The sequence below is a fragment of the Neolewinella sp. genome, from assembly GCF_965214665.1.
Classification (GTDB): Bacteria; Bacteroidota; Bacteroidia; order Chitinophagales; family Saprospiraceae; genus Neolewinella.
Window position 1 is genome coordinate 149,483 of record NZ_OZ243970.1, and the last position, 21,628, is coordinate 171,110.

The window sequence follows — 21,628 nt, forward strand, 5'->3', positions numbered from 1 at the left end:
GGGTGAACCCCTGCAACGGGCTTTGGCCGTCGGGGGTTGCCGCCGGGGCCGGCTATCTTCGCCGTATGTCCGCCAAGCCGCCGTGGTACCGTCAGGCGCGCATTCAGGCTATAAGCCTTTTCGCGCTTGGTTTTCTGCTCTACGCCAATACGCTGGGGCACGACTTCGCGCTCGACGACGCCATCGTGATCACCAATAATACCGTGGTACAGCGCGGCGTGGCGGGCTGGCCGGCGCTGTTTACCCACGACTCGTTCTACGGCTTCTTCGGCGAGCAGGAGCGGGGGGCCCTCGTGGCCGGGGGACGCTACCGGCCCCTTACCCTGGCGATGTTCGCGGTAGAGCAGCAGCTGAGCTCCGGTCCTTTCCTGCATCACCTACTCAACGTGCTCTGGTACGCCGTGCTGGTGGTCGTGGTGTGGGGTATGCTGCGTGAATTGCTGCGGGGGCACGACTTGCCCTGGTGGGTTCCTCTCGCTACGGCGGCACTCTTCGCGGCCCATCCCTTACACACCGAGGCGGTCGCTAACATCAAGGGGCGGGACGAGATCATGGCGCTGCTGGGTGCGGTCGGGGCGACCTGGAGCATCCTATGGGCGCAGCGAAGACAGGTCAGGTGGGGCGGGGTCGCAGGTGCAATACTGTTACTACTGGCCTGTCTGGCCAAGGAGAATGCCATCACCTTCGCTTTAGTGATCCCGGTGGCATTGTACGTGGCGCGGGGCGGGGGCTACGGGTACGTGGGCCCGATCTGGGTGGCCGCCGGTCTGTACCTAATGATCCGGGGCAGCGTACTGGGGTGGGGGCTGGGGGAGCCTGCGCTGGAGCTGATGAACAACCCCTTCCTGCGGGAGGTGAACGGGCAGATGGTACCCCTGGGCTTCTGGGAGCGACAACCTACCGTACTGTATACCTTACTGTTGTACCTAAAGCTGCTCTTCGTACCGGTGGGGCTGGTGCACGATTACTACCCGGCGGCGATCACGCTGAAGGGGTGGACGAATGGGTTGGTGCTACTGAGTCTGGTAGTCCACCTGGGATTGCTCTTCTACGCGGCCCTGCACCTGCGTGCCCGCCCTAAATTTGTTGCTCTGGGGGTGCTGCTGTACCTAATAACGCTTTCGGTGGTGAGTAACGTGGGGTTTCCGGTAGGGACCTTTATGAGTGAGCGCTTCCTCTTTATGCCCTCGCTGGGGGCTATGCTGGCGGTGGTGTGTCTGCTGGCGCTGCGGCCGAAACAGGGGTGGGTGGTGGTGCCGGTCGTTGTTGTGTTTGCCGGACTGACGGTAAGTAGAAACCAGGTGTGGCGGGATAATTATACGCTCTTTACGGAGGACGTGCTGCGCCAGCCGCGGAGTGCCAAATTGCTCAATGCGGCTGCCGGGGCCATGCTCGACCGCGCGCAGACGATGGACCTGGATGGGGAACGGGCGCAGTACCTCATCCGCACGGCCCGAACCCGACTCGATAGTGCCCTGGCCATCCACCCCCGTTATGGCAATGCCTACCTACTGCGGGGCAACGCGGCCTTACTACTCGATGAGCACGCAGCGGCAATCGCAGACTATGAGCGCGCACTACAGCATGGGCTTTCGGGGGAAACAGTAAACGGTAATCTGGCCATCGCGCTACAGCGGGCCGCCCGCCGGGTGGGGGAGGAGGAAAACGACTTGGTACGGGCCAAGGAATACCTGCTACGGGCCGACCGGCTGGTGCCTAACCAGTACGAAACCCTGCGCTTGCTCGGTATCACAAGCGGCATCGGGGGCGACAATCGGGCCGCCCTGGAGTACTTCCGCCGGGCGCTGGAATTACAGCCGGATAACGAAGGGGCGAAGCAAAACTATGAGACCGCCCTGCGGCTAAACCAGCAACTGCCGCCGCCGTCGGACTAGCCGCACGACCGCCGTATAACCGAACACGGCCACCAGGATCAGCGCCGTGCCCCAGTAGAAATTAGGGCTGAGCTCCTGGGCATCATCGAGCAGGAAGTAGGCCAGAAAGATGCCGTAGACGGGTTCCAGATTGACGGTGAGGTTGGAGGCAAAGGCGGAGAGCCTGCTCAGGGCGCGCAGGGAAAGGAAGAAGGTGAGGGTGGTACAGAGCAGGGCCAGAACCAGCAGGTAGACCCAGTCGAGGGGGGCGGGCCAGAACTTGTCGCCGCCGAGGGAATAGAGAAAGGGGGCCAAAAAGAGGGTTGCGGCCCCCAGCTCGATGAAGGTGATACGCAGGGGATCGCTGCTGCCGATGTACTTCTTGTTGAGGCTGGTAAAGACCGAGACTAGGGCGGCGGAGGTGAGTCCTACGAGGATGCCTACGTTCATACCCGCGTCGGCCCCATCCACGATGAGCCAGATGCCGGGCAGGATGAATACGCCCAGCAGGAGCTCGTACCACACGAAAGGGCGCTTTACGATCCACGGCTCCAGAACGCTGGAAAAGAGGGAGGTAGTAGCCATGCAGACCAGCGCGATGCTGGCGTTGGCTAATTTAATGGCCCCGTAGAAGGTCACCCAGTGGAGGGCTACGATGGTACCGATGCTGGCCAGGAGCAGGAAACGGTGTAGACCCACCTCCCGCACGAGCTTGCCGATGCGCACGAAGAAGATCAGACTGAGGCTAGTAAGAAAGACCCGCCACCACACTAGGTTGAGGGCCGAGAGCTGAATTAGATCGCCTAAAATGGCGGTGAAGCCCCAGAGAAAAACCGCTAGGTGCAGCTCCAGGTAGGCCCGCTGTTCGGTGTAAGCCATTGTGTCAGGGGCTGCCAGGGTGGCTTAACTATACTGACACTCGACCTCCTGCAAGAGCTGCTCGTGCTCGTGAAGCAGTTGGCGACTGAGGTCCTGCAACTGCAGGTAATGGGCGGCCAGCAGCTCGGCCTCCTTGCAGGGTTTTTTCAGGCTGGCCCGTTTGTGCTCGAATAGGCGGTGCGAAGACTCAACCAGTTGGCTCAGTTCGGTGTGGCGGCGGCGGTACTGGGCAAAACGGGCCTGCTCCTGCTCGCGCTCGGCGTGGTGCGCACTGCGGGCCAGGGCTAATTCGGCGGGGTCGGAAAAGTCGCGACGCGTAAAGTCGCGGGTGGTGATATCGAACACATTGGAAATGCGCAGTAGCTTACAAATACTGGGTTCGGCCGACCCACTTTCGTAGCTGGCGATGTTGCCGCGGTTGAGACCCACGCGTTCGGCGAGCTCGGTCTGCGACCAGCCGGCCTGACGGCGCAGTACCCGCAGATTGGAGGCGATGTAGTTGGGCAGCTGGTCCTCGCGAAGGGCGGGCGGTGCGGATTCCTTGGCGTTCATGGTAGTAGGTCGGCTGTTGTACCCAGTTTACAATTCGGTGACCGTAGTGGTTGAAAAGTGTCAAATTTTTTTACGCAAGGGTCGATTATATACAGCCTTTGGTACAAAAATTGCATCTATCTACTACACAATGGGCCGTTCCAAGTTGCACAATGTGTAAACAAGGACTAATTTTGTAAAGAAATTTTACAGGGGGCCCCAAAAACCGAAACGATGACTGCGACGAAGCAACAACAGAAAGATATTCAGGACCTACTCTCCACTATTACCAATAGTCTGCGGGCTTTCAGCCTCAAACTGACCGGTAACATGAACGATGCGGAAGACCTCTACCAGGATACGGCCCTGCGCATCATGACCAACGCGGAGAAGTACAACCCCGGCACCAACTTCAAGGCCTGGGCGGTGACGATCATGCGCAACATCTTCATCAACAACTACCGCAAGAAGGTGCGCCGTAACCTCATTATCGATCAGACGCCCAACAACTACTACATCAACAGCGGTAACAAGACCGTCGTCAACGACGGGGAGAGCGAGGTGACCTTCAACGAGTTGCAGGAGCTGGTCGACCGCCTACCGGATGATTTTCGCGTGCCCTTTCTCATGGCCTACCAGGGCTACAAGTACGACGAGATCGCCGAGCAACTCGGCAGCCCCCTGGGTACCATCAAGTCGCGCATCTTTTTTGCCCGCAAAAAGCTGCAGAAGATGTACGAGGAGGTGATGCGCGAGCGCAACGTAGCCTGATCTTTCCTCGGATTATGCTATAAACACAACCCGCCTGTAGTGGGTTAGAACAAATCCTCACGGGCCGTAGGGTACGCGTTCGTACGAACTGACGTACCTTACGGCCTACCATTCTTGCCTACACTTTGAACGACTACACATTGCGTTAATCGCTTCGGCCCCATTTTCTGGTCCGTACTCCCCCCATAAAAACACCATACCATCCGGCTTTATGCCCGGGTAACTCCCCATCAAACGTTCGTTCGCGCACGGTAACCCTATGGCCGTGTGCTAGGAGTGTAAGTAGGAATGGCGTTACTAACGTCGTCTCGTATGCCTACTCGTTTAGCTATCTTCTGGGATTTTGCACAGTTGCACGCATCCCTCCTTACCGCCGCCAATAACGGCCAGCCCTCCCGGCTGCCTACCTCCGTGTCCCAGCCGGAAATCATCGACGTAGAATGCCTTATGCACTACTTGGATGACGCAGGCCGCGTGGTTTATAACCGTGCCTACGCCGATTGGCGCGCCCTGGGCAATTACGGTGAGGTGCTCAGTGACACCTTCATCGACCTCGCCCAGATCTTTCCCAATAAACAGGGCAACAGCAATGTCTACCGCCAGCTCAGCTCCGACCTGCTGAGCTACTTACGCGCTCCGGATCACGCCGAGGAAATTTTTATCGTAGGGGGGGGTAGCGAGTACCGGCAGCTGCGGCAGGTCATTCATGAGCACGGAGCCAAGTTGATCGGTCTGGGCGTGGAGTCCGCCACCGACGACTTCTGGATCGAGAGCTGCGACGATTTCCGCTTTTACCACCGCCTGGGCTGCCGCAAGCTCTACACCGGATCGGCTAACGGAACGGTCGGGCTCTCCACCGAACAGGCCCGTAACCTGCTTACCGTGGCCATCAACCAGCTCTCCCGCTACTACGGCAACGACTGGGTGCAGCAGGTACGCATCAAGCCCGCCATCATCCGGCAGGACCCTGACTTCGACGAGGGAATGCTGGGCTACGAGGCCTTCAGTCAGTTCCTGCGCGATCAGTCGGACCTCCTCGAACGGCGTCACCGGGAGGGGGAGCAGGAGCCCGAGTACCGCCTCATCGGCGAGCACGCCCAGCAACAGCCTGCCTCCGAACGCCCCGATGCCGAGCAGCTTGCCAACTACTACTTGCGTGTGGCCTCCCAGCAGGGTATCCGCATGCCCGACCCTGTAGTCATGTGGGAGGGCATCGACGTGTACGCCGGCTTCCTGGCCGACGACGTATCCTTTGCTTCCTTCTCCGAGATCGACCAGGAGTGTCTGCGCCTGCTACGCGAGGATTTCCCCACCCTGTCTATGACCGAGGTCAAGAAGATCCGGCAGGTCCTCTTCAAATGTTTCCTCTTCCGTCCCTCCGTTGACGATACCATCGGCTTCCACGAGGAGATCACCGGTCTCGAAGACATCGAGGAGCGCTACTTTCAGCTCATGCTGGCCCGCATCGGCAACAACCTGGATGGACCGCTTGACTATGTAGCGCTTTCGCTGGCGCTTACCGGCAATCCTGAGCAAGCTGAGCGGCTGGAGGGCTTGGATGTGGCGCTGGAAGAGGAGTAGAATGCGGCCTCCGGCCGCGGTAGTACAATGCGGCCTCCGGCCGCGCCCCCGATGCAAGCCAGCGCAGCCAGAGGCTGCATTTTGCTACCGCTGCCGGAGGCAGCATTGTACTGGGCCGGAGGCAGCATCGTACCTTTGCCCCGTGCCCAAGCTCTCCGTAAACCTCAATAAAGTAGCCCTCATCCGCAACAGCCGCGGCGCCAACTACCCAGACCTACTCCAGGTAGCGGCTGACTGCGAGCGCTTCGGCGCCCAGGGTATTACCATCCACCCGCGACCGGATCAGCGTCATGCCCGCTATGACGATGTGGCGGCGCTCAAAGCAATCGTGACTACCGAGTTGAACATCGAGGGCTATCCGACCGAAAAATTTCTGGACGTGGTGCTGGCGAGCGTACCGGATCAGGTTACTCTGGTACCTGACGCTCCCGGCCAGCTCACCAGCGACCACGGCTGGGACACGGTAGCCCGGGCGGGGGAGCTTAAACCAATAATCGCCCGACTGCGGGCGGCCGGCATCCGTACCTCCATTTTTATCGACCCCGACACGGCCATGCTCGACGGGGCCCGGGAGGTAGGCACCGACCGTGTCGAATTTTACACCGGTCCCTACGCGGAGGGCTATGCGGAGGATCGGGAAGCTGCCGTAGCCCCCTTCGCCGCGGCGAGCCGCTACGCCGCTTCACTGGGTCTAGGTATCAACGCCGGCCACGATCTGAACCTGGATAACTTGGCCTTCTTCGCCGAGCAACTACCTGATTTGCAGGAGGTTAGCATCGGGCATGCGTTGGTGTCGGATGCGCTGTATTATGGATTGGCGAATACGGTGCAGCTGTACTTGGGGCGGTTGGGGTAGATCAGTTGTTGCTCGTTCCACACATCCTGCACCAGCGTCCTTGCCCAATCGGTAATTTGGCACTGGCAGGGACGCCCAAAAATGTAGTTGGGTTGCTCAGGCAGCGAAATATTTTAACTTTGCGTTCCCTTTACCGAATATCTGACCTCCTGGCTGAGGAAGATGCTTACGAGTCTTCATGTACGAACTGACTTCAGCCGGCCCGCCCGACGGTGTCAAGACACCTGATCCCCACAACGCTTAAGGGTGGCGTGCATTTGCCCCCCCATTTTCACTTTACCCATCACAGCCTTTTAATCAAATAAACTTCACATTCGCATGAAACGATTTCTATTCGTGCTTGCCCTTGTCGGTTTCGCCTGCAGCATTGCGCTGGCACAACGTACCGTGACTGGTACGGTGTTCGATACCAACGGAGAGCCCCTGATTGGTGCCTCGGTGCTGGTGCAGAACACCACCTCCGGAACGGTGACTGACATTGACGGCAACTTTAGCCTGGCCGTACCGGAAGATGCCACCACCCTGGTCGTCAGTTATACCGGTTTTACTACTCAGAATGTTACTGTGGGCAACGAATCCAGCTACAACATTGTGCTGGAGGAGAATGCCGCCCAGCTCGGGGAGGTCGTGGTGACCGCCCTTGGTATTGAGCGGCGGCGGGATGAGGACTTGAGTTCTTCTACGCTCATTGAAACGGATGTACTGCAGCGCTCCGGGGAAACCGGAGTAGTTCAAGGGCTTGCCGGGAAGACTTCCGGTCTTAACATCACCCGCAACACGGGTGACCCTGGTGCCGGTGCTTACATTCAGATTCGTGGTCAGAATACTGTGCTGGGTGACGCTAGCCCACTGATTATCTTGGACGGTGTTCCGATCTCTAACAGCTCAATAGGTGGCGGTGTCGCCGGAGTAACCCAACAGAGCCGTCTTAACGACATCAATCCCGATGACATCGAGAGTATCACGGTACTCAAGGGTGCTAGCGCAGCGGCCGTTTACGGTACCGGTGCAGCTAACGGAGTGCTTGTAATCCGGACCAAGCGGGGACGTACGGCCGGCAAGCGCTTTAGCGTAAGCGGGGGATACAGCTTTTCGGTTGACGAGGTAAACCGGGAGTACGAAAAACAGAGTGTCTTCGGTCAGGGAGTGAACGAGACAGGTTTTGACGATCCCAACACTCCAGAATATGAAGGTTTGCCCTTTGATCAGTTCGGGGCCTTTGTTCCCAACACTTCCCTGAGCTATGGTGATCGCATTGCCGATCGTTCCGGCGAGGATGTAGTTAACACCAGTGGTGCATTCTTTACCGGCGACCAAACCGGTACCGTCTACTACCCCATAGCAGAAAAAGGGGACCGCACGATCTATAACGACGTCAACCGCGAGCAGGTCTTTCAAAACGGTTACACCAGCGACGCTAATTTGAGCGTAAATTATCGCGGAGATAACTCCAACACTTACTTCAGTCTTAGCCGGCTGGATCAGGAGGGCATCTTCAGGGGAAACTCCGATTACAAGCGTACGACGGTACGGATCAACCAGGACTTTAACCTGGTCGAGAACCTCAACATTCGGGTAAATACCAGCTACTCAGGCATCAGCTCCGAGCGCATCCAGACGGGTTCCAACCTGGCTGGTCTGTACCTTGGTTACCTCAGAGGGTCCCCCGATTTTGACAACACGGATTATTCCGGGGTGTACACCGGTGCCGACGGACTGAGCCGACCCGGACAGCGCAGCTACCGTCGTTACCTCGGCGACCGGGCACCTGCGTATAATAACCCGGGCTGGACGATCAATGTGCAGCAGAACCCCAATCAGGTAGACCGCTTCCTAGTTGCCCCCGAAATCAACTGGAACATTTTACCTAATCTGACGGCTACGGTGCGCTACGGCCTGGACTACTATACCGACGAGCGCCGGACCGTTTTCCCGGTAAATAGTGGAGGTGACTTCGCGCTCGGTTCCCTTTCTCGTGATGAGATCACGGAAAAGACCCAGAACCTCTTCCTCATCCTAAACGGAAGCAGTGATATTTCCGAAGGTTTTAATCTGGGCTATACGTTCGGATACAACCTGTATGACAATGAGTATCAGCGCTTAACGGGAACCGCTGCCAACCTACTATTCAACTCCCCAAATCAGGAGTTCATTCTCGAAAACGCCACCGCGCCGAACCAGGACACCGACCAGTTTCTTTCCCGCAACCGGAAAAATGGCGTGTTTGGCGTGCTCAACTTCACCATTATCGAGGATCTACTGGTCGAATTGAGCGGTCGTGCCGAGCGCACAGCTACCATTCCCGATGAAGTATTTTTCTTCCCCTCAGCCAGTATCGGCTATAAGCTTTTCGATGACCGCACTAAGGCGCTCAGCTTTGCCAAGGCTCGCGTTAGCTACGGGGAGGTAGGTATTGAGCCGGATCTATACCTGAACCGCAACACCTTCATTGCTTCTAATGCCGGTGCGCCGGGTTGGGGTGACCTGCTTGACGGCGCGAACTACGGGGGTACCTTCCGCCGGGGTTCCAATCAGGGTAATCCTGATCTGACTATCGAACGCGTAAAGGAAATTGAGGTAGGCCTTGATACGCGCTTCCTGCAAAACCGTCTGGGGTTAAATGTTACTTACTATGATCGCACCACCAGTGACGGTATCCTACCCCTGGAGGCTCCCCCAAGTTCTGGCTTCTCAACGATCTACTCTAATGCAGCCGAGATCACTAATAAGGGCGTCGAGGTGGACGCTTACTACAACATCATCCGTCGTGATGATCTCAACTGGCGTGTGTTTAGCAACTTTACCAGCAATGAAAATCGGGTAAAGAGCCTGCCCGGTGTGAGCCGCTACATCCTTGACGGTTTCACCTCCACCTCTTCGGCCGTGGTTGAGGGTGCACCCTTTGCAGCGCTTTACGGTGGTGCATTTGCACGGGACGATGCCGGTAACTACATACTTGACGAGAACGGTTTTCCAATTAACGGTCCCACCCAACGCGTAATTGGCGATCCCAATCCAGACTGGCGGGGCGGGTTAGGCACTGAGTTTAGTTTCAAGGGCCTTTCGGCTAGTGTGTTGTTTGAAACCGCCCAGGGTCAGGACATGTGGAACGGTACCCTAGGCGTACTACGCTACTTTGGCATCGATCCCTATACGGCTAATATCTCCGTGTCTGACCAGGATCTACAGACAGTTTCTGGCTACACCGTTCCTGCCGGTACGGAGTTTCGGGGCAATGTTGAGGACTTTGGTGCCGGACCGGTAGCGGTTACCGCAGATTGGTACTTGGGTACCGGAGGGGGCTTTGGACCCGTTGGAGAACAATTCATCGAAGATGGTTCCTGGACCCGCCTACGGGAGGCTACCATTAGCTATACGCTCCCCCAGACGTTGCTTGGTAACATCGGACTGACCAACGTGACCCTGGGTGTTACGGGCCGTAACCTGGTACTGTGGTCGGATTTTGTCGGGGCTGACCCGGATACCAATCTGACGGGAGCTTCTAAGGGACGTGGACTACATTATTTCACTAACCCCGGCACCCGTTCCGTCCTTTTCAATCTCAACTTTGGCTTCTAATCAGCCGTAATTCATCTCTCCCCGGTGGCAAGCCCAAGTATGCTTGCCGCCGGGTGAATTACCCACGATTATAAAAATCAACGCATGAAACTTATTCGTTCTATCGCCTTTACCGGCGTTTTACTGGTCGGGGCTCTGGGCTGTGAATCCGTAGTCGAAGATCTAAACATTAACCCCAACGAATTCACCGACATCAGCACCGGCCTGTTGGTGAACCACTCCGTACTTAACATGGCCTCGATCGCCGAGTCGGAAGCTGCGCGCATTGCCGGGATGTGGACGGACCAATTCACGGGTTCGGACCGGCAGTATATCAGTCAGGATGATTATAAAGTAGATGATTCTGATTTTGATGGGGTATGGGAAGACCTTTACCGCGACGGTATTGTTCCCTCTCAGATCGCACAAGAAAAAGCGAGCGCCGAGGATGCTACGGGCTTGCTTGGGATCGCTCAAATCACCGAGGCTTTCTACGCCGGTGAGGCTGCATCTCTCTTTGGCGATGTGCCCTATACCCAGGCCAATCAAGCGACTGAATTCCCTGATCCAGTATACGACTCTCAGGAATCAGTACTCAGAGCCGCCATTGCTCTACTCGATCAAGGGTTTGATAACACCGCCGCCAACCCCACGACTAATACCCCGGCGCTTGCGATCACTGGAGGCAACAGTGTACTCACTGGAGAAGCCACTTGGCAGGAGTTATCGCGCGGTCTTAAGGCTCGCTACCTGCTCATTTTACGCGACTACGAAGGCGCACTTGCCGCCGCTCAGGAATCCTTTGATGAGGTGGAGGACGAACCACGCATCATTCACACGACTACGAACTTTGCCGAAAACCTGTTCTTCCAATTTGAGGCGGAACAGCGTAGTGACTACCTGACCTTCACAGGCAGCTATCTGACCGGAGTTCTTCAGGATAGTGGTGCCGTGTCCCGCGCTGATGCGAAGACCGATGATGCTAACCGCCTGGCATTCTACACCTACACTGCTGGTGGCTTCTTACGACTCAATACTAACCCCGGTGGCTACTTTGCCGCGGACCAGGATTTTCCAGTTGTTAGCTATCCCGAAGTACAGCTCATTATTGCTGAGACCGCTCAGCGTACGGGTGACAGCGAGCTGGCTATTGAGGCGCTTAACAATGCTCGCAATTACTGGGATGAATTGATGGGTACGGATGACTATGAGGATTTTGATGACTCGGACTTCGATGACGACAACAGCTTGCTAGAGGCTATTCTTTTGGAAAAGTTTGTCAGCGTTTTCGGTACCCCCACCTTCTACGACGTTATTCGTACAAACAACATAATTGGTACGAACTTGGACGGACGCACCACACCGGCCCAGCGGTTCCTGTACCCCTCCGTTGAACGGTCTTCGAATAGCAGCTTCCCAGGAATCAAAACACTGGATGATCCTACTCCCATCAACATGTAGTGCCGCGGTAGCTCTACCAGTTCTTGTCAAGAAGCGGAGGCATCCTTACGGGGCGTCCGCTTCTTATTTTGTACCTTGAAGAAGTTGAAGTTCCGCTGCATGAAATACCTGTTCCTAACACTAATTGCGCTAAGTACGCCGTGTCTAGTAATTTGCCAGAGCGGATCGACGACGGATCTTACCGAGCAGCCTCTATTCAAGGATCAGTCCCGTCAGACCATGTTCAATACGGCCCGCGATCCTAATGCGGCGCTAACTAGCGGCGGTGCCTTCTACATCAGTAATCCTACCCCCCTTTACGAAGTCGACGCCGAAAAAGCCTACCTAAGTTCAAATTTTGAAGTCCTTACCGTCATCCTGCAAAACGGAGACGAGTACGAACTCCCAGGCCGCGTACGCCTGATTGACCAAAAGATCGAGGTAAAAATAGAAGGTGGAGTATACGATCTCGATAACCAGGTAGTACAGGCTGTGATTGACGCCAAAGATCGCATCTTCGTCGCCGGTTTCGACCCCGTGGGTCGTATTAAGGGCACCCAGCTATACGAGGTCGTCTACGCCAATGCCGACCGTCGCCTCCTAATCAACCACAGTACGGTATGGGAGGACCCTCCCCAGCAGAACATGTTCGATACCCGTGAAGCCCACAAGACCCTCAAGCGTACGGAACGGGTGTACCTTATTGACGGTCCGCGTAGTACCGAGATCGACCGGCTGGCCGATGTGCTGAACGCACTCTACCTGGACCGCGGAAGTCGTGGTGCGCAGTATGCCAAGCGCGAACGGCTCAGGAATGAGGTGGCGGACTACGTAGCTTTGCTTCGGTTTTTGGAGACTCGGGAGTGATTGCCGGCATGGCTCTCTTTCACCACGCCTTCCCTACATAAAGTGTATCCTCTGATCGAGTAGACAGAGGGGTATATGCTTTGGTAGCAGCGTCTCAGTCAGGAATCAAAGTTGGAGTAGGCTCTTAAAGAGTCTGTTCTGGGAAGCTAAAGAGTGCCAATTGATGGTACGGTGGCTGGCCCCGATGACAAAATATTTATAGTTTGAGTTGCACAGGCAGCAAAATATTTTAACTTTGCGTTTACACATTGGGCTGTTGAGGTCCAACTTCGGTGCAGGGGTCTTATCGTCAGCATGCAACCCTACCTTATCAATCACCTGCGCCAACTACACCACACACCGAACCCGAAAGGAATCGGACGGATAGCAATCCGTTTGCGATGCACAGATTTCTTGTGTCTCTTTAGCTTAGCAATCAACTCAATTTACACCTAGTATGAAAAGACTGTTACTAGTACTTATGCTTGTCAGCTTCACGGTTAGTCTTGCGCTTGCGCAACGGGCAATCAGTGGTACGGTCACCGACAGTGAGGGTATACCCTTAATTGGAGCTTCAATTTTGGTAAAGGGGACTACTTCTGGCACTGTTACGGACGTTGATGGCAATTTTACTCTCGAAGCTCCGACTCCGGCTGAATTTCTGATCGTCAGCTACACGGGTTACTCCACTCTCGAGTATCCAATTGATGGAATTTCTAGCGAGGTGATTATTGAGCTTAGCGAGTCCGCTAGTCAACTCAACGAAGTAGTGGTGACTGCCCTAGGAATCCGTAAGGAGAAGAAGGCGCTGGGCTACTCGGTCGCCACTATTGGTGCCGGAGAGGTAGAAAATCGTGCTGAGTCAGACATCGGGCGTATCCTGCGCGGAAAAGCTGCCGGTGTCGATATCACCCAAACCTCAGGTATTGCTGGATCGGGTACCAACATCATCATCCGGGGTTACTCCTCCATCAATGGAACCAACCAACCGCTTTTTGTGGTGGATGGAGTACCGTTCAATTCGAGTACAAACGCTAACGCTAACTCACAGTCGGGCGGAGCAACGGCTTCCAGTCGATTCTTAGACCTCGATCCAAACAATATTGCTGAGATTAACGTGCTCAAAGGACTCTCTGCTACAGTACTCTATGGTGAGCAAGGTGCCAACGGCGTGATTTTGGTGACAACTAAAAATGGTCAGGGCGGGGCGCAGGCCCAAAAGGGCTTTGAGGTCAATGTAAGTCAGGGTTATGCTCGGACTCAGGTAGCTAACCTACCAGACTACCAGGACACTTACGGCAACGGATTTTCAGGTAACTTCGGTTGGTTTTTTTCCAACTGGGGACCAGCATTTGACGTGCGTGGACAGAATGGTATCGCAGAAGATGGTACAGTAGAGCATCCACTTGATCAAGAGCAGTATAACGCAGCCTTTCCTGAATTTGAAGGTGCACGGTATGACTACCGCCCGTACGATAATGTGCGTGAGTTCTTTCAAACCGGAACTGTTCTCAATACAAGTATCAGCGTGGACCGCAACTTCGGCAATGGAGTAAGTTTTAACGCGAACTATAGTTACCTAGACGATACCGGGTTCACTCCCAACAACTTTTACACCAAGCATAATGCCGGTCTAGGTGGTATCATTGATCTGGATAACGGACTTCGTATTCAATCAAGCCTCAACATAGTGAGTAGCAATCGGGACGCACCGCCTGCCTCATTTAATTATGGATCCAACCCCGCCGCAGGTGACCCGTCTATTTTTGCCAATCTGCTCTACACGCCACGATCCATTGACCTAATCGGACTACCCTACCAAAATCCGATTGATGGAAGTCAGGTTTATTACCGCAGAGGTTCCGCAATTCAGAATCCGCTCTGGGGGGTAAATAACATGTTTGACCAAGAGCAAATCAATCGTTATTTCGGTAACGTTAGCGTCCAGTACAATTTTACAGACTGGCTTACCGCACAATACCGCATTGGTGTAGATGCCTATACCCAGGAGAACCGTCGAGAAATTAATAGAGGGGGATCACAAGTTCCCGATGGCTCACTGCGGTCAAGCAATCTTCGCAACACGATCGTTGACCATGTAGTAAATATTAGCTTTGATCAGGACCTTAGTGAGACGTTTAACCTTAATGGCGTCGTAGGCTATAATGAGCGGAGCGATAAGTTCAACAGAACTACCGTCGCCTCAACCGAGCAGTTCATTTTTGGTCTCTTTACACAGGACAATTTCATCCAGCACATCGGTAGCCAATTCATTCAAGAGGAGGCGTACCGGGGTGTTTACGCTAGTTTGACTGCTGGATATAACCGTTTCCTTTACGTTACGGCCCAAGCGCGAAATGACTGGAGTTCTACCCTAGAAAAAGACCAGCGTTCTATACTTTATCCTTCCTTAAGCGTAAGCTTCGTACCAACGGATGCATTCGCCGGCTTGGAGCAAAGTAATCTGGTCAACTACCTGAAATTTCGAGTTGGCTACGGTTCTTCTGCACGATTTCCAGATCCTTACACAACCCGCACTATTCTTGGCGCTCGTACCAATATATCACAAACTCCAGAAGGGGCTACCCTCAACACTAACTCAGTTCAAGCTCTAGATCAAGGTGTATTGCGTACGAGATTGGGTAACCGTCAACTTGAGCCCGAGTTGGTTGGTGAGATTGAAGTAGGAGTCGAAGGACGGTTCTTCGATAACAGAGTAGGTATCGATGTAAGTTTGTATGATAAGCAATCCAGCGATCTGTTAGTAGACCTTCCTTTGGACCCCTCAACAGGATTTACTACCACGCAGATCAACGCTGCCGAGGTATCTAACCGAGGGATTGAAGCTCAACTAAATCTAGTGCCTGTTCGTGGTGACTTCACTTGGGATGCCACCTTCAACTTCACTAAAAATAAAAATATAGTTGAGAACCTCACTTCAGGAGTGGAGGAGGTCTTATTTGGTGGAGGTTTTTCAAACCTTGGCAATTTTGCAATTGCCGGGCAGCCTTTTGGGGTTATTCAAGGAATCCCCTATCAGCGGGGGCCCAATGGCGGACTACTGGTGAATACTGCTGGTTCCTACGAGCCAGGTAATGATATTGACATCATCGGCGATCCAAACCCTAACTTTACCGTGAATTGGCTCAACACTATTAGCTATAAGGGGCTTAGTCTCTTCTGGCAGTGGAGCTATATCGATGGTGGGGATATTCTATCCTACACTACCGGAACAATGCTTGCTCGTGGATTGACAACTGACACAGATTTTGATCGGTTTTTGCCCCTTATCCTGCCGGGTGAAGATTCTGAGGGCAAACCAAATACTATCCAGGGCTACGCCGGTGACTACTTCTTCGATGCCTATTTTAATGCTGATGAGGGGCTCATCTTCGATGGTACAGTGATCCGTCTACGGGAGGTGGCGCTCAGCTATGCACTACCCGCAAGCTTGCTAGATCGTACACCATTTGGTACACTTAGTGTCCGTTTATCTGGAGAGAACTTATTCTACAACGCACCCAACTTTCCAGAAGGAGTAAATTTTGACCCTGAGGTACTGTCACTCGGGGTGGGTAACGGTCGAGGCTTTGACTTCCTGACGGGACCTACCGCTAAGAAGTTTGGCGCTACCCTTAGCCTGACATTTTAATCAACTGACGATAACGACTAAAAGCATTCCTATCTATGAAATTGCTTCAAATAATTGTATTTGGCTTATGCGCTGTTTTTATATTCAGCAATTGCGCCGACCTTGACGAATTGCTTGTTAATCCTAACGGAGTTGATGCAAGTGAGGCAGATGCTGAATCACTGTACAATAGTGTACAGTTAACTTTTAACGATGTACAAAACGACCCTTACTTCTTCGCTGCTGGATTAGCTCGAATGGATGCTGAAACGGGAGGATTCACCTATACGGCTACGCACCAGGCGACTGAATTTGATGGCATGTGGAGTGATATATACGCTAAGTTTTTGCCAGATGCTGATGCCTTTATAAACATTGTGGAGCCACTTGGTTTAGATGCCGCTGCCGCTTCAGCTAAAATCATGAAGGCCTATGTGTACATGCAGGTTGTCGATCTTTTTGGTGATGTGCCATACTCTGAGGCGGGGCAGGGAGGATCCGAAGTAGGAGTATTAAATCCAACTAGAGACCCAGGTTCGGATGTGTATGCTCAAGCCGTTGCGCTGCTAGACGAAGCCATCATTCAGCTTGATTCAGCCGCTGATTTTGATATTGCATATGATAACTTTTATGGGGGCAGCGCGTCTCGTTGGGAAACATTGGCGCGTACATTAAAGCTCCGGGCCGCAATTACTACTCGGCTGGTTGGAGGGGGTAGTAGCATACAGTCGCTTGTCGATGACGGAGATCTCATCGATCAAAACAATGAAAATTGGGAATGGAAGTACGGGACAAACCGTAATAATCCTAACAATCGTCATCCATTTTATAATGACAGTTACGAAGCTGAGGATGGAGCTTATCAATCTAACTGGTATATGTGGCTTCTCGCTGAGTCGAAAGGATTCCCTGATCCCCGGACACGCTACTACTTTTACCGTCAAGATCGAAACGTCTTCCCCGACGCTGTTGCTGCGGATCCAAACGCGTTCGACTGTATTTTTACCTCACTTCCTGACCCAGACGTGTTACCCCCCCAGTACGAGGCAGTTAGTGAGGATATTCCTTATTGTCTAGGTAGTTATTCAATGAGTTACTTTGGGCGGGATCATTTAAATGGCTCCGGTATTCCCCCGGATGGGCAGTATCGCACCCTGTTCGGCTTATATCCTGCTGGTGGTCTCTACGACGACGCAACTACCAATAGACAGCAGAGTGGTGATGGTACCGATGGAGCTCAGGGAGGAGGGATTGAACCAATCTGGCAAGCGTCATTCACCCACTTCGTTCTAGCAGAAGCGGCGCTTACCGGTAGCTATGATGGCGACGCCCGCGAATTACTGGCCGATGGGATACAACTGTCTATAGATCGAGTCCGGCAGTTTGAAGATAAGGTCAACGGTAGTGAGGTCATAGCAACCGTACCCGTGGAGGTCACCGTTGAAGATACCTACGTAACCGACACTATGGTCACAGAGTATATTGACTTCGTGATGGATCAGTATGACGCTGTAGACGATGGGGGTAAACTGGCTATTGTCGCACGTGAATACCTTATCGCTCTGTACGGAAATGGATTAGAGGCTTATAATTTGTACCGGCGCACATGCTTACCTCGTAACATTCAGCCAGGCATTGATCCTAATCCGGGTCCATTTATTCGTTCGGCACTATACCCTTCGGTATACATCAATCGTAACCTGAATGCCGAGCAAAAGGGTAATTTCACCGAACCGGTATTCTGGGATACCAACGATGCTAGCTGCAATTACTAGTCCACTCATCTAACTGATTCGGTCGCCATGTCACTTTACGGTGGCAGCGCGTAAATAATATAATATGAATACTCAATCATCCATAGTACTCAGCCTGCTTCTTCTGCTTCTGGCAGTTGGATGTGCGGATGAGGACAAAACTCCAATTGTAACCCAGGACACCCTGCTCTTTGGTGCTTTTCCCCGACTGGTGGAGCTACGCACCGGTGAGTTCGATCTGGCTAATCTTTCATCTTCGGCCTACGAAATGGAGGTTGACTTCGTCGACAACGCCGGAGGAGAGGACGTGGCGGAGTACCGCGTTTATGTTTCGTTTGATGACAACAGCCTAGGGGGCGGGCGACAGGATTTTTCAACTAACTCGGAGTTGTTCCGTACCTACACCCCTTCCGACTTTCGGGCCGGTCCGAACGGAAATCTAGGGGTCGATGTAGTAATTCCCTTTTCCGAAGTAGCTGATTTTACCGGGGTACCCCTCGATTCGGTACGTTCTGGTGACCGTTTCCAAATTCGGTCGGAGGTAGAAAAGGAAGACGGTCGTGTCTTTGGCGCAGGGAACTCCACTTCCGCCGTGACAAGTGCTTTTCAAGGCATCTTTGATTTCAATATTAATGCTACCTGCCCGCTCGGTGACGACGAATTTGTTGGGGAGTATACCATAACTTACGGTTACGTGTACGATCAGTTTGATCTCTTTGATGAACCTGTGCAAGCACTAGGCAATCCCCCCTTCAGTCGCGTGGTTAATTTGGAACTGGTACCAGGTTCGACAACGCGTCGATCCTTCGCCGTAGGGACTTACGCCGTCCCCGGTTACAATTTTGATGGTGGCACAGTGACTCTCGATTTTGCCTGCGATGAAGTAAGATCTACAGCGATTGATTCAGGAGCCGGTTGTGGAACAGGCTCGATTGCTGCTACGCAAACAAACGTTGCCAGCTTTGATCTTGACGATGATCAAACCTTCACCATCGAGTACACCGACTTCGGTGAGACGGATGGCGGCTGTGGGGTGCCCGGCATGGACTTTAGTCTGGTGTTTACGAAGAACTAGCGACCTCCTCGCTGCGATCATGAAGAGGGTAACTCCGGTAAGGTGTTACCCTCTTTTCGTTTCTAATGCATGTTTGATTGTCACCAGTTAGCCCTTTACTCCCTGTCAAAGGCAGTATCTTACCGATTCAACCCACTCCAAACGATCCCGTGCAAATCAAAAAAAACGACAAAACCTACGACGCAGTCATCGTGGGCTCCGGCGCCGGCGGCGGCATGACCGCCCGCATCCTGGCCGAAAACGGCCTGAACATCGCCATCGTCGAGGCCGGGCCCTGGTTCGACCCCCAGAATAAGGAGGAGAAGACGCAGCTGCGCTGGCCCTACGAAAGCCCCCGCCGCGGGGCTAGTACCACCCGCCCCTTTGGGGACTATAACGCCGCCTTCGGAGGATGGGAACTGCCCAATGAACCCTATAGCACCGTGGGCGACACCCGCTTCGAATGGTTCCGTTCCCGGATGCTCGGCGGGCGCACCAACCACTGGGGCCGCATCAGTCTGCGCTTCGGACCGGACGATTTCCACCGCCGCGACCTTGACGGCCTCGGTGCCAACTGGCCCATCACCTACGACGAGATCAAACCCTACTACGACCGCGTCGATAAGATGATCGGGGTGACGGGCACCAACGAGGGACTCCCCAACGACCCCGATGGCTTCTTCCTGCCCCCGCCCAAACCCCGACTCTCGGAGCTGATGTACACCGAGGCGGCTAAGAAGAGTGGGGTACCTGTGTATCCCTCCCGCATGTCAATCTTGACCAAGAAATTGAACGACGACCGCGGCGTATGCTTTTACTGCGCCCAGTGTAGCCGCTCGTGCGCGGTGTACGCCGACTTTAGTGCCGGTAGCTGCCTCATCTTCCCCGCCCAGCAGGCTGGCAAGGGACAGGTCGACATCCTGGTCAACTGCATGGCCCGCGAGGTGAAGACCGACGAGACAGGTAAGGCCACCGCCATTAGTTACATAAGCAAAGACGACCGCCGCGAGTACGAGATTAAGGGTAAGGTCACCGTACTGGCCGCATCGGCCTGCGAGACCGCCCGCCTACTGATGAACTCCCGGATGAAGGGACAAACCGAAGGACTCGGTAATAGCTCCGGCACCCTGGGCCGTTACCTCCACGATAGCACCGGGGCCAACGCCGCCGCCTTCATCCCCAGCCTCATGGACCGTACACGCTACAACGAGGACGGCGTCGGCGGCATGCACGTCTACTCCCCCTGGTGGCTCGATAACAAGAAGCTCGATTTCCCCCGCGGCTACCACATCGAGATGGGCGGCACGATGAGTATGCCGATGTACGGCTTTGGCGGCGGACACAAGGCCATCCAGAAAATCCTAAACTACAAGGTGGGTGGCTACGGTAACCCCCTGCTGGAGGAGATGAAATCCGTGTACGGCGCCGTGTTTTACATGGCTGGCCGCGGCGAGTCGGTCGCCCTGTACGACAACTACTGCGAGATCGATCCCAACTCCGTCGACGAGTGGGGTATCCCCACCCTGCGCTTTCACTACAATTGGACGGACCACGAGCGCCTCCAGGCCAAGCACATGCAGGAGACGTTCCGCGGTATCCTCACCGATATGGGTGGCGAGATCCTCAGCCCCGAGTACACCTACGAGCAAGACTACGGCCTGCTGGCCCCCGGCGCGATCATCCACGAGGTGGGTACCGCCCGTATGGGTGACGATTCCAAGGACAGTGTCACCAATAAGTACGGCCGCCTACACGACGTGCCTAACGTGTACGTAAACGACGCGGGTAGCTTCACCTCCCAGGCCGACAAGAACCCCACCTGGACGATCATGGCCCTCGCGATGCGCAACAGCGAGCACATCGTCTCCGAACTCAAAAAAATGAACATCTGATGGACCGCCGTAAAACCCTCAAGACCCTTCTCGGCGGTGCCGTCGGTACCGCCCTATTCACTCAGGTCGGCTGCAAAGATGGTGGCGATCCCGTCCCCGCCTCTGCCGGCCCCGAGCTCGAAACCAGGGGCTACGGCCTGCGCACCGCCTGGGAGGCCGAACGGGAGGAGCGCATCAATGACAGCCGCTTCTTCTCCGACTTCGAACTCGAAACTATTGGCGTGCTCGCCGATATTATCGTACCGGCCGGCGAGGACCACCCGAAGGCTACCGAACTCGAACCCAGCCTCCTCGAATTCATCGAGTTCATGGCCAAGGACCAGCCCAATGTCTACCAGGTGCGCCTGCGCGGTGGCCTGGCCTGGCTCAACGCCGAGAGCAGCCAGCGCTACGCCGGTAAGGCCTTCATCGAAGCCACTCCCGAAGAGCAGCTTGCCCTCGTCGACGACATCGCCTACGAGCTGCCGGAGGAAGAGGGGGCTACCAGCCCCCTACGTACCGGCGTAGATTTCTTCGATCGCCTCCGCTTCCTAGTCGTCACCGGCTTTTTCACCAGCCGCGAGGGCATCGACTACCTAGGCTACGTCGGCAACCAACCCAACGTCTGGGAGGGTGTACCCCAGCCAGTACTCGACAAGCACGGCTTGCAGTACGATCCGGAACTGCTGCCCAAATACGTCGATCAGGAGCAACGCACCGTCACCGCCGAGTGGGACGAGCAGGGCAACCTGATCACCTGACGCGGGAGAAAAAATCCTAAATCGTAGCGCAAAAATCGTAAGTCGTAAATCTATTCCCTACCTTTGGGGCTTGGGCGGCACACGGTCAGCTCCTTCTGAATTCCCCCAGGGCAGAAATGCAGCAAGGGTAGGAGGTTGAGCGACTGGTGTGCTTGCCCATTTTTTTTTGCTACATTGGAAATCATTAACCGCGCCACTTCCACTGGCGTTGCACCTGCGTC

At 54.6% G+C, this 21,628-nt stretch carries 14 protein-coding genes and 1 other RNA gene; 13 read left to right on the forward strand and 2 right to left on the reverse strand.

What is annotated here, in order from left to right:
* Positions 1 to 65: 65 nt before the first annotated feature.
* Positions 66 to 1,895, forward strand: coding sequence for a hypothetical protein (locus tag ACOOHD_RS01005; RefSeq protein ID WP_420459706.1), 1,830 nt, complete (start codon positions 66 to 68; stop codon positions 1,893 to 1,895).
* Here ACOOHD_RS01005 and ACOOHD_RS01010 read toward each other — a convergent pair.
* Positions 1,863 to 2,753, reverse strand: a complete 891-nt coding sequence (locus ACOOHD_RS01010) for a DMT family transporter (RefSeq protein ID WP_420459707.1) — start codon at positions 2,751 to 2,753, stop codon at positions 1,863 to 1,865. The genes ACOOHD_RS01005 and ACOOHD_RS01010 overlap by 33 nt on opposite strands.
* 24 nt (positions 2,754 to 2,777) lie before the next feature.
* Positions 2,778 to 3,305: a helix-turn-helix domain-containing protein gene (locus ACOOHD_RS01015; protein WP_420459708.1), complete on the reverse strand. Its 528-nt coding sequence runs from the start codon at positions 3,303 to 3,305 to the stop codon at positions 2,778 to 2,780.
* Positions 3,306 to 3,518: 213 nt separating this feature from the next.
* On the opposite strand from ACOOHD_RS01015, the gene ACOOHD_RS01020 reads away from it, so the two are divergent.
* From ACOOHD_RS01020 to ffs, 12 genes are all read left to right on the forward strand, one after another.
* Positions 3,519 to 4,055, forward strand: a complete 537-nt coding sequence (locus ACOOHD_RS01020; RefSeq protein WP_420459709.1) for an RNA polymerase sigma factor — start codon at positions 3,519 to 3,521, stop codon at positions 4,053 to 4,055.
* 312 nt (positions 4,056 to 4,367) lie between these two features.
* Complete coding sequence (locus ACOOHD_RS01025; RefSeq protein WP_420459710.1) at positions 4,368 to 5,636, forward strand: NYN domain-containing protein; 1,269 nt, start codon at positions 4,368 to 4,370, stop codon at positions 5,634 to 5,636.
* Positions 5,637 to 5,778: 142 nt separating this feature from the next.
* Entirely contained in the window at positions 5,779 to 6,492 is a 714-nt protein-coding gene (locus ACOOHD_RS01030; protein ID WP_420459711.1) for a pyridoxine 5'-phosphate synthase, read from the forward strand.
* Positions 6,493 to 6,810: 318 nt separating this feature from the next.
* Positions 6,811 to 10,071: a SusC/RagA family TonB-linked outer membrane protein gene (locus ACOOHD_RS01035; protein WP_420459712.1), complete on the forward strand. Its 3,261-nt coding sequence runs from the start codon at positions 6,811 to 6,813 to the stop codon at positions 10,069 to 10,071.
* An 84-nt stretch (positions 10,072 to 10,155) separates the two neighbouring features.
* Complete coding sequence (locus tag ACOOHD_RS01040; protein WP_420459713.1) at positions 10,156 to 11,511, forward strand: SusD/RagB family nutrient-binding outer membrane lipoprotein; 1,356 nt, start codon at positions 10,156 to 10,158, stop codon at positions 11,509 to 11,511.
* Between the two features lie 99 nt (positions 11,512 to 11,610).
* Positions 11,611 to 12,357 (forward strand): hypothetical protein, encoded by a 747-nt coding sequence (locus tag ACOOHD_RS01045; RefSeq protein ID WP_420459714.1) that lies wholly within the window; start codon positions 11,611 to 11,613, stop codon positions 12,355 to 12,357.
* 436 nt (positions 12,358 to 12,793) lie between these two features.
* Entirely contained in the window at positions 12,794 to 15,988 is a 3,195-nt protein-coding gene (locus tag ACOOHD_RS01050) for a SusC/RagA family TonB-linked outer membrane protein (protein WP_420459715.1), read from the forward strand.
* A 35-nt stretch (positions 15,989 to 16,023) separates the two neighbouring features.
* Entirely contained in the window at positions 16,024 to 17,742 is a 1,719-nt protein-coding gene (locus ACOOHD_RS01055) for a SusD/RagB family nutrient-binding outer membrane lipoprotein (RefSeq protein WP_420459716.1), read from the forward strand.
* Positions 17,743 to 17,806: 64 nt separating this feature from the next.
* On the forward strand, positions 17,807 to 18,796 hold the full coding sequence (locus ACOOHD_RS01060; RefSeq protein WP_420459717.1) for a hypothetical protein: 990 nt from the start codon (positions 17,807 to 17,809) through the stop codon (positions 18,794 to 18,796).
* Positions 18,797 to 18,945: 149 nt separating this feature from the next.
* The gene (locus ACOOHD_RS01065) at positions 18,946 to 20,667 is read left to right on the forward strand and encodes a GMC family oxidoreductase (protein ID WP_420459718.1); all 1,722 of its coding nucleotides are present in this window, start codon (positions 18,946 to 18,948) and stop codon (positions 20,665 to 20,667) included.
* Positions 20,667 to 21,407, forward strand: a complete 741-nt coding sequence (locus tag ACOOHD_RS01070; RefSeq protein WP_420459719.1) for a gluconate 2-dehydrogenase subunit 3 family protein — start codon at positions 20,667 to 20,669, stop codon at positions 21,405 to 21,407. The genes ACOOHD_RS01065 and ACOOHD_RS01070 overlap by 1 nt, the downstream gene beginning before the upstream one ends.
* Before the next feature lie 68 nt (positions 21,408 to 21,475).
* Positions 21,476 to 21,572, forward strand: an RNA gene (gene ffs / locus ACOOHD_RS01075) — signal recognition particle sRNA small type.
* Positions 21,573 to 21,628 lie beyond the last annotated feature (56 nt).

Excerpts from the sequence above, each read along its gene's own strand:
- ACOOHD_RS01005 (WP_420459706.1), top strand. The coding sequence starts at position 66 with ATGTCCGCCAAGCCGCCGTGGTACCGTCAGGCGCGCATTCAGGCTATA.
- ACOOHD_RS01010 (WP_420459707.1), bottom strand. The coding sequence starts at position 2,753 with ATGGCTTACACCGAACAGCGGGCCTACCTGGAGCTGCACCTAGCGGTT.
- ACOOHD_RS01015 (WP_420459708.1), bottom strand. The coding sequence starts at position 3,305 with ATGAACGCCAAGGAATCCGCACCGCCCGCCCTTCGCGAGGACCAGCTG.
- ACOOHD_RS01020 (WP_420459709.1), top strand. The coding sequence starts at position 3,519 with ATGACTGCGACGAAGCAACAACAGAAAGATATTCAGGACCTACTCTCC.
- ACOOHD_RS01025 (WP_420459710.1), top strand. The coding sequence starts at position 4,368 with ATGCCTACTCGTTTAGCTATCTTCTGGGATTTTGCACAGTTGCACGCA.
- ACOOHD_RS01035 (WP_420459712.1), top strand. The coding sequence starts at position 6,811 with ATGAAACGATTTCTATTCGTGCTTGCCCTTGTCGGTTTCGCCTGCAGC.
- ACOOHD_RS01040 (WP_420459713.1), top strand. The coding sequence starts at position 10,156 with ATGAAACTTATTCGTTCTATCGCCTTTACCGGCGTTTTACTGGTCGGG.
- ACOOHD_RS01045 (WP_420459714.1), top strand. The coding sequence starts at position 11,611 with ATGAAATACCTGTTCCTAACACTAATTGCGCTAAGTACGCCGTGTCTA.
- ACOOHD_RS01050 (WP_420459715.1), top strand. The coding sequence starts at position 12,794 with ATGAAAAGACTGTTACTAGTACTTATGCTTGTCAGCTTCACGGTTAGT.
- ACOOHD_RS01055 (WP_420459716.1), top strand. The coding sequence starts at position 16,024 with ATGAAATTGCTTCAAATAATTGTATTTGGCTTATGCGCTGTTTTTATA.
- ACOOHD_RS01060 (WP_420459717.1), top strand. The coding sequence starts at position 17,807 with ATGAATACTCAATCATCCATAGTACTCAGCCTGCTTCTTCTGCTTCTG.
- ACOOHD_RS01070 (WP_420459719.1), top strand. The coding sequence starts at position 20,667 with ATGGACCGCCGTAAAACCCTCAAGACCCTTCTCGGCGGTGCCGTCGGT.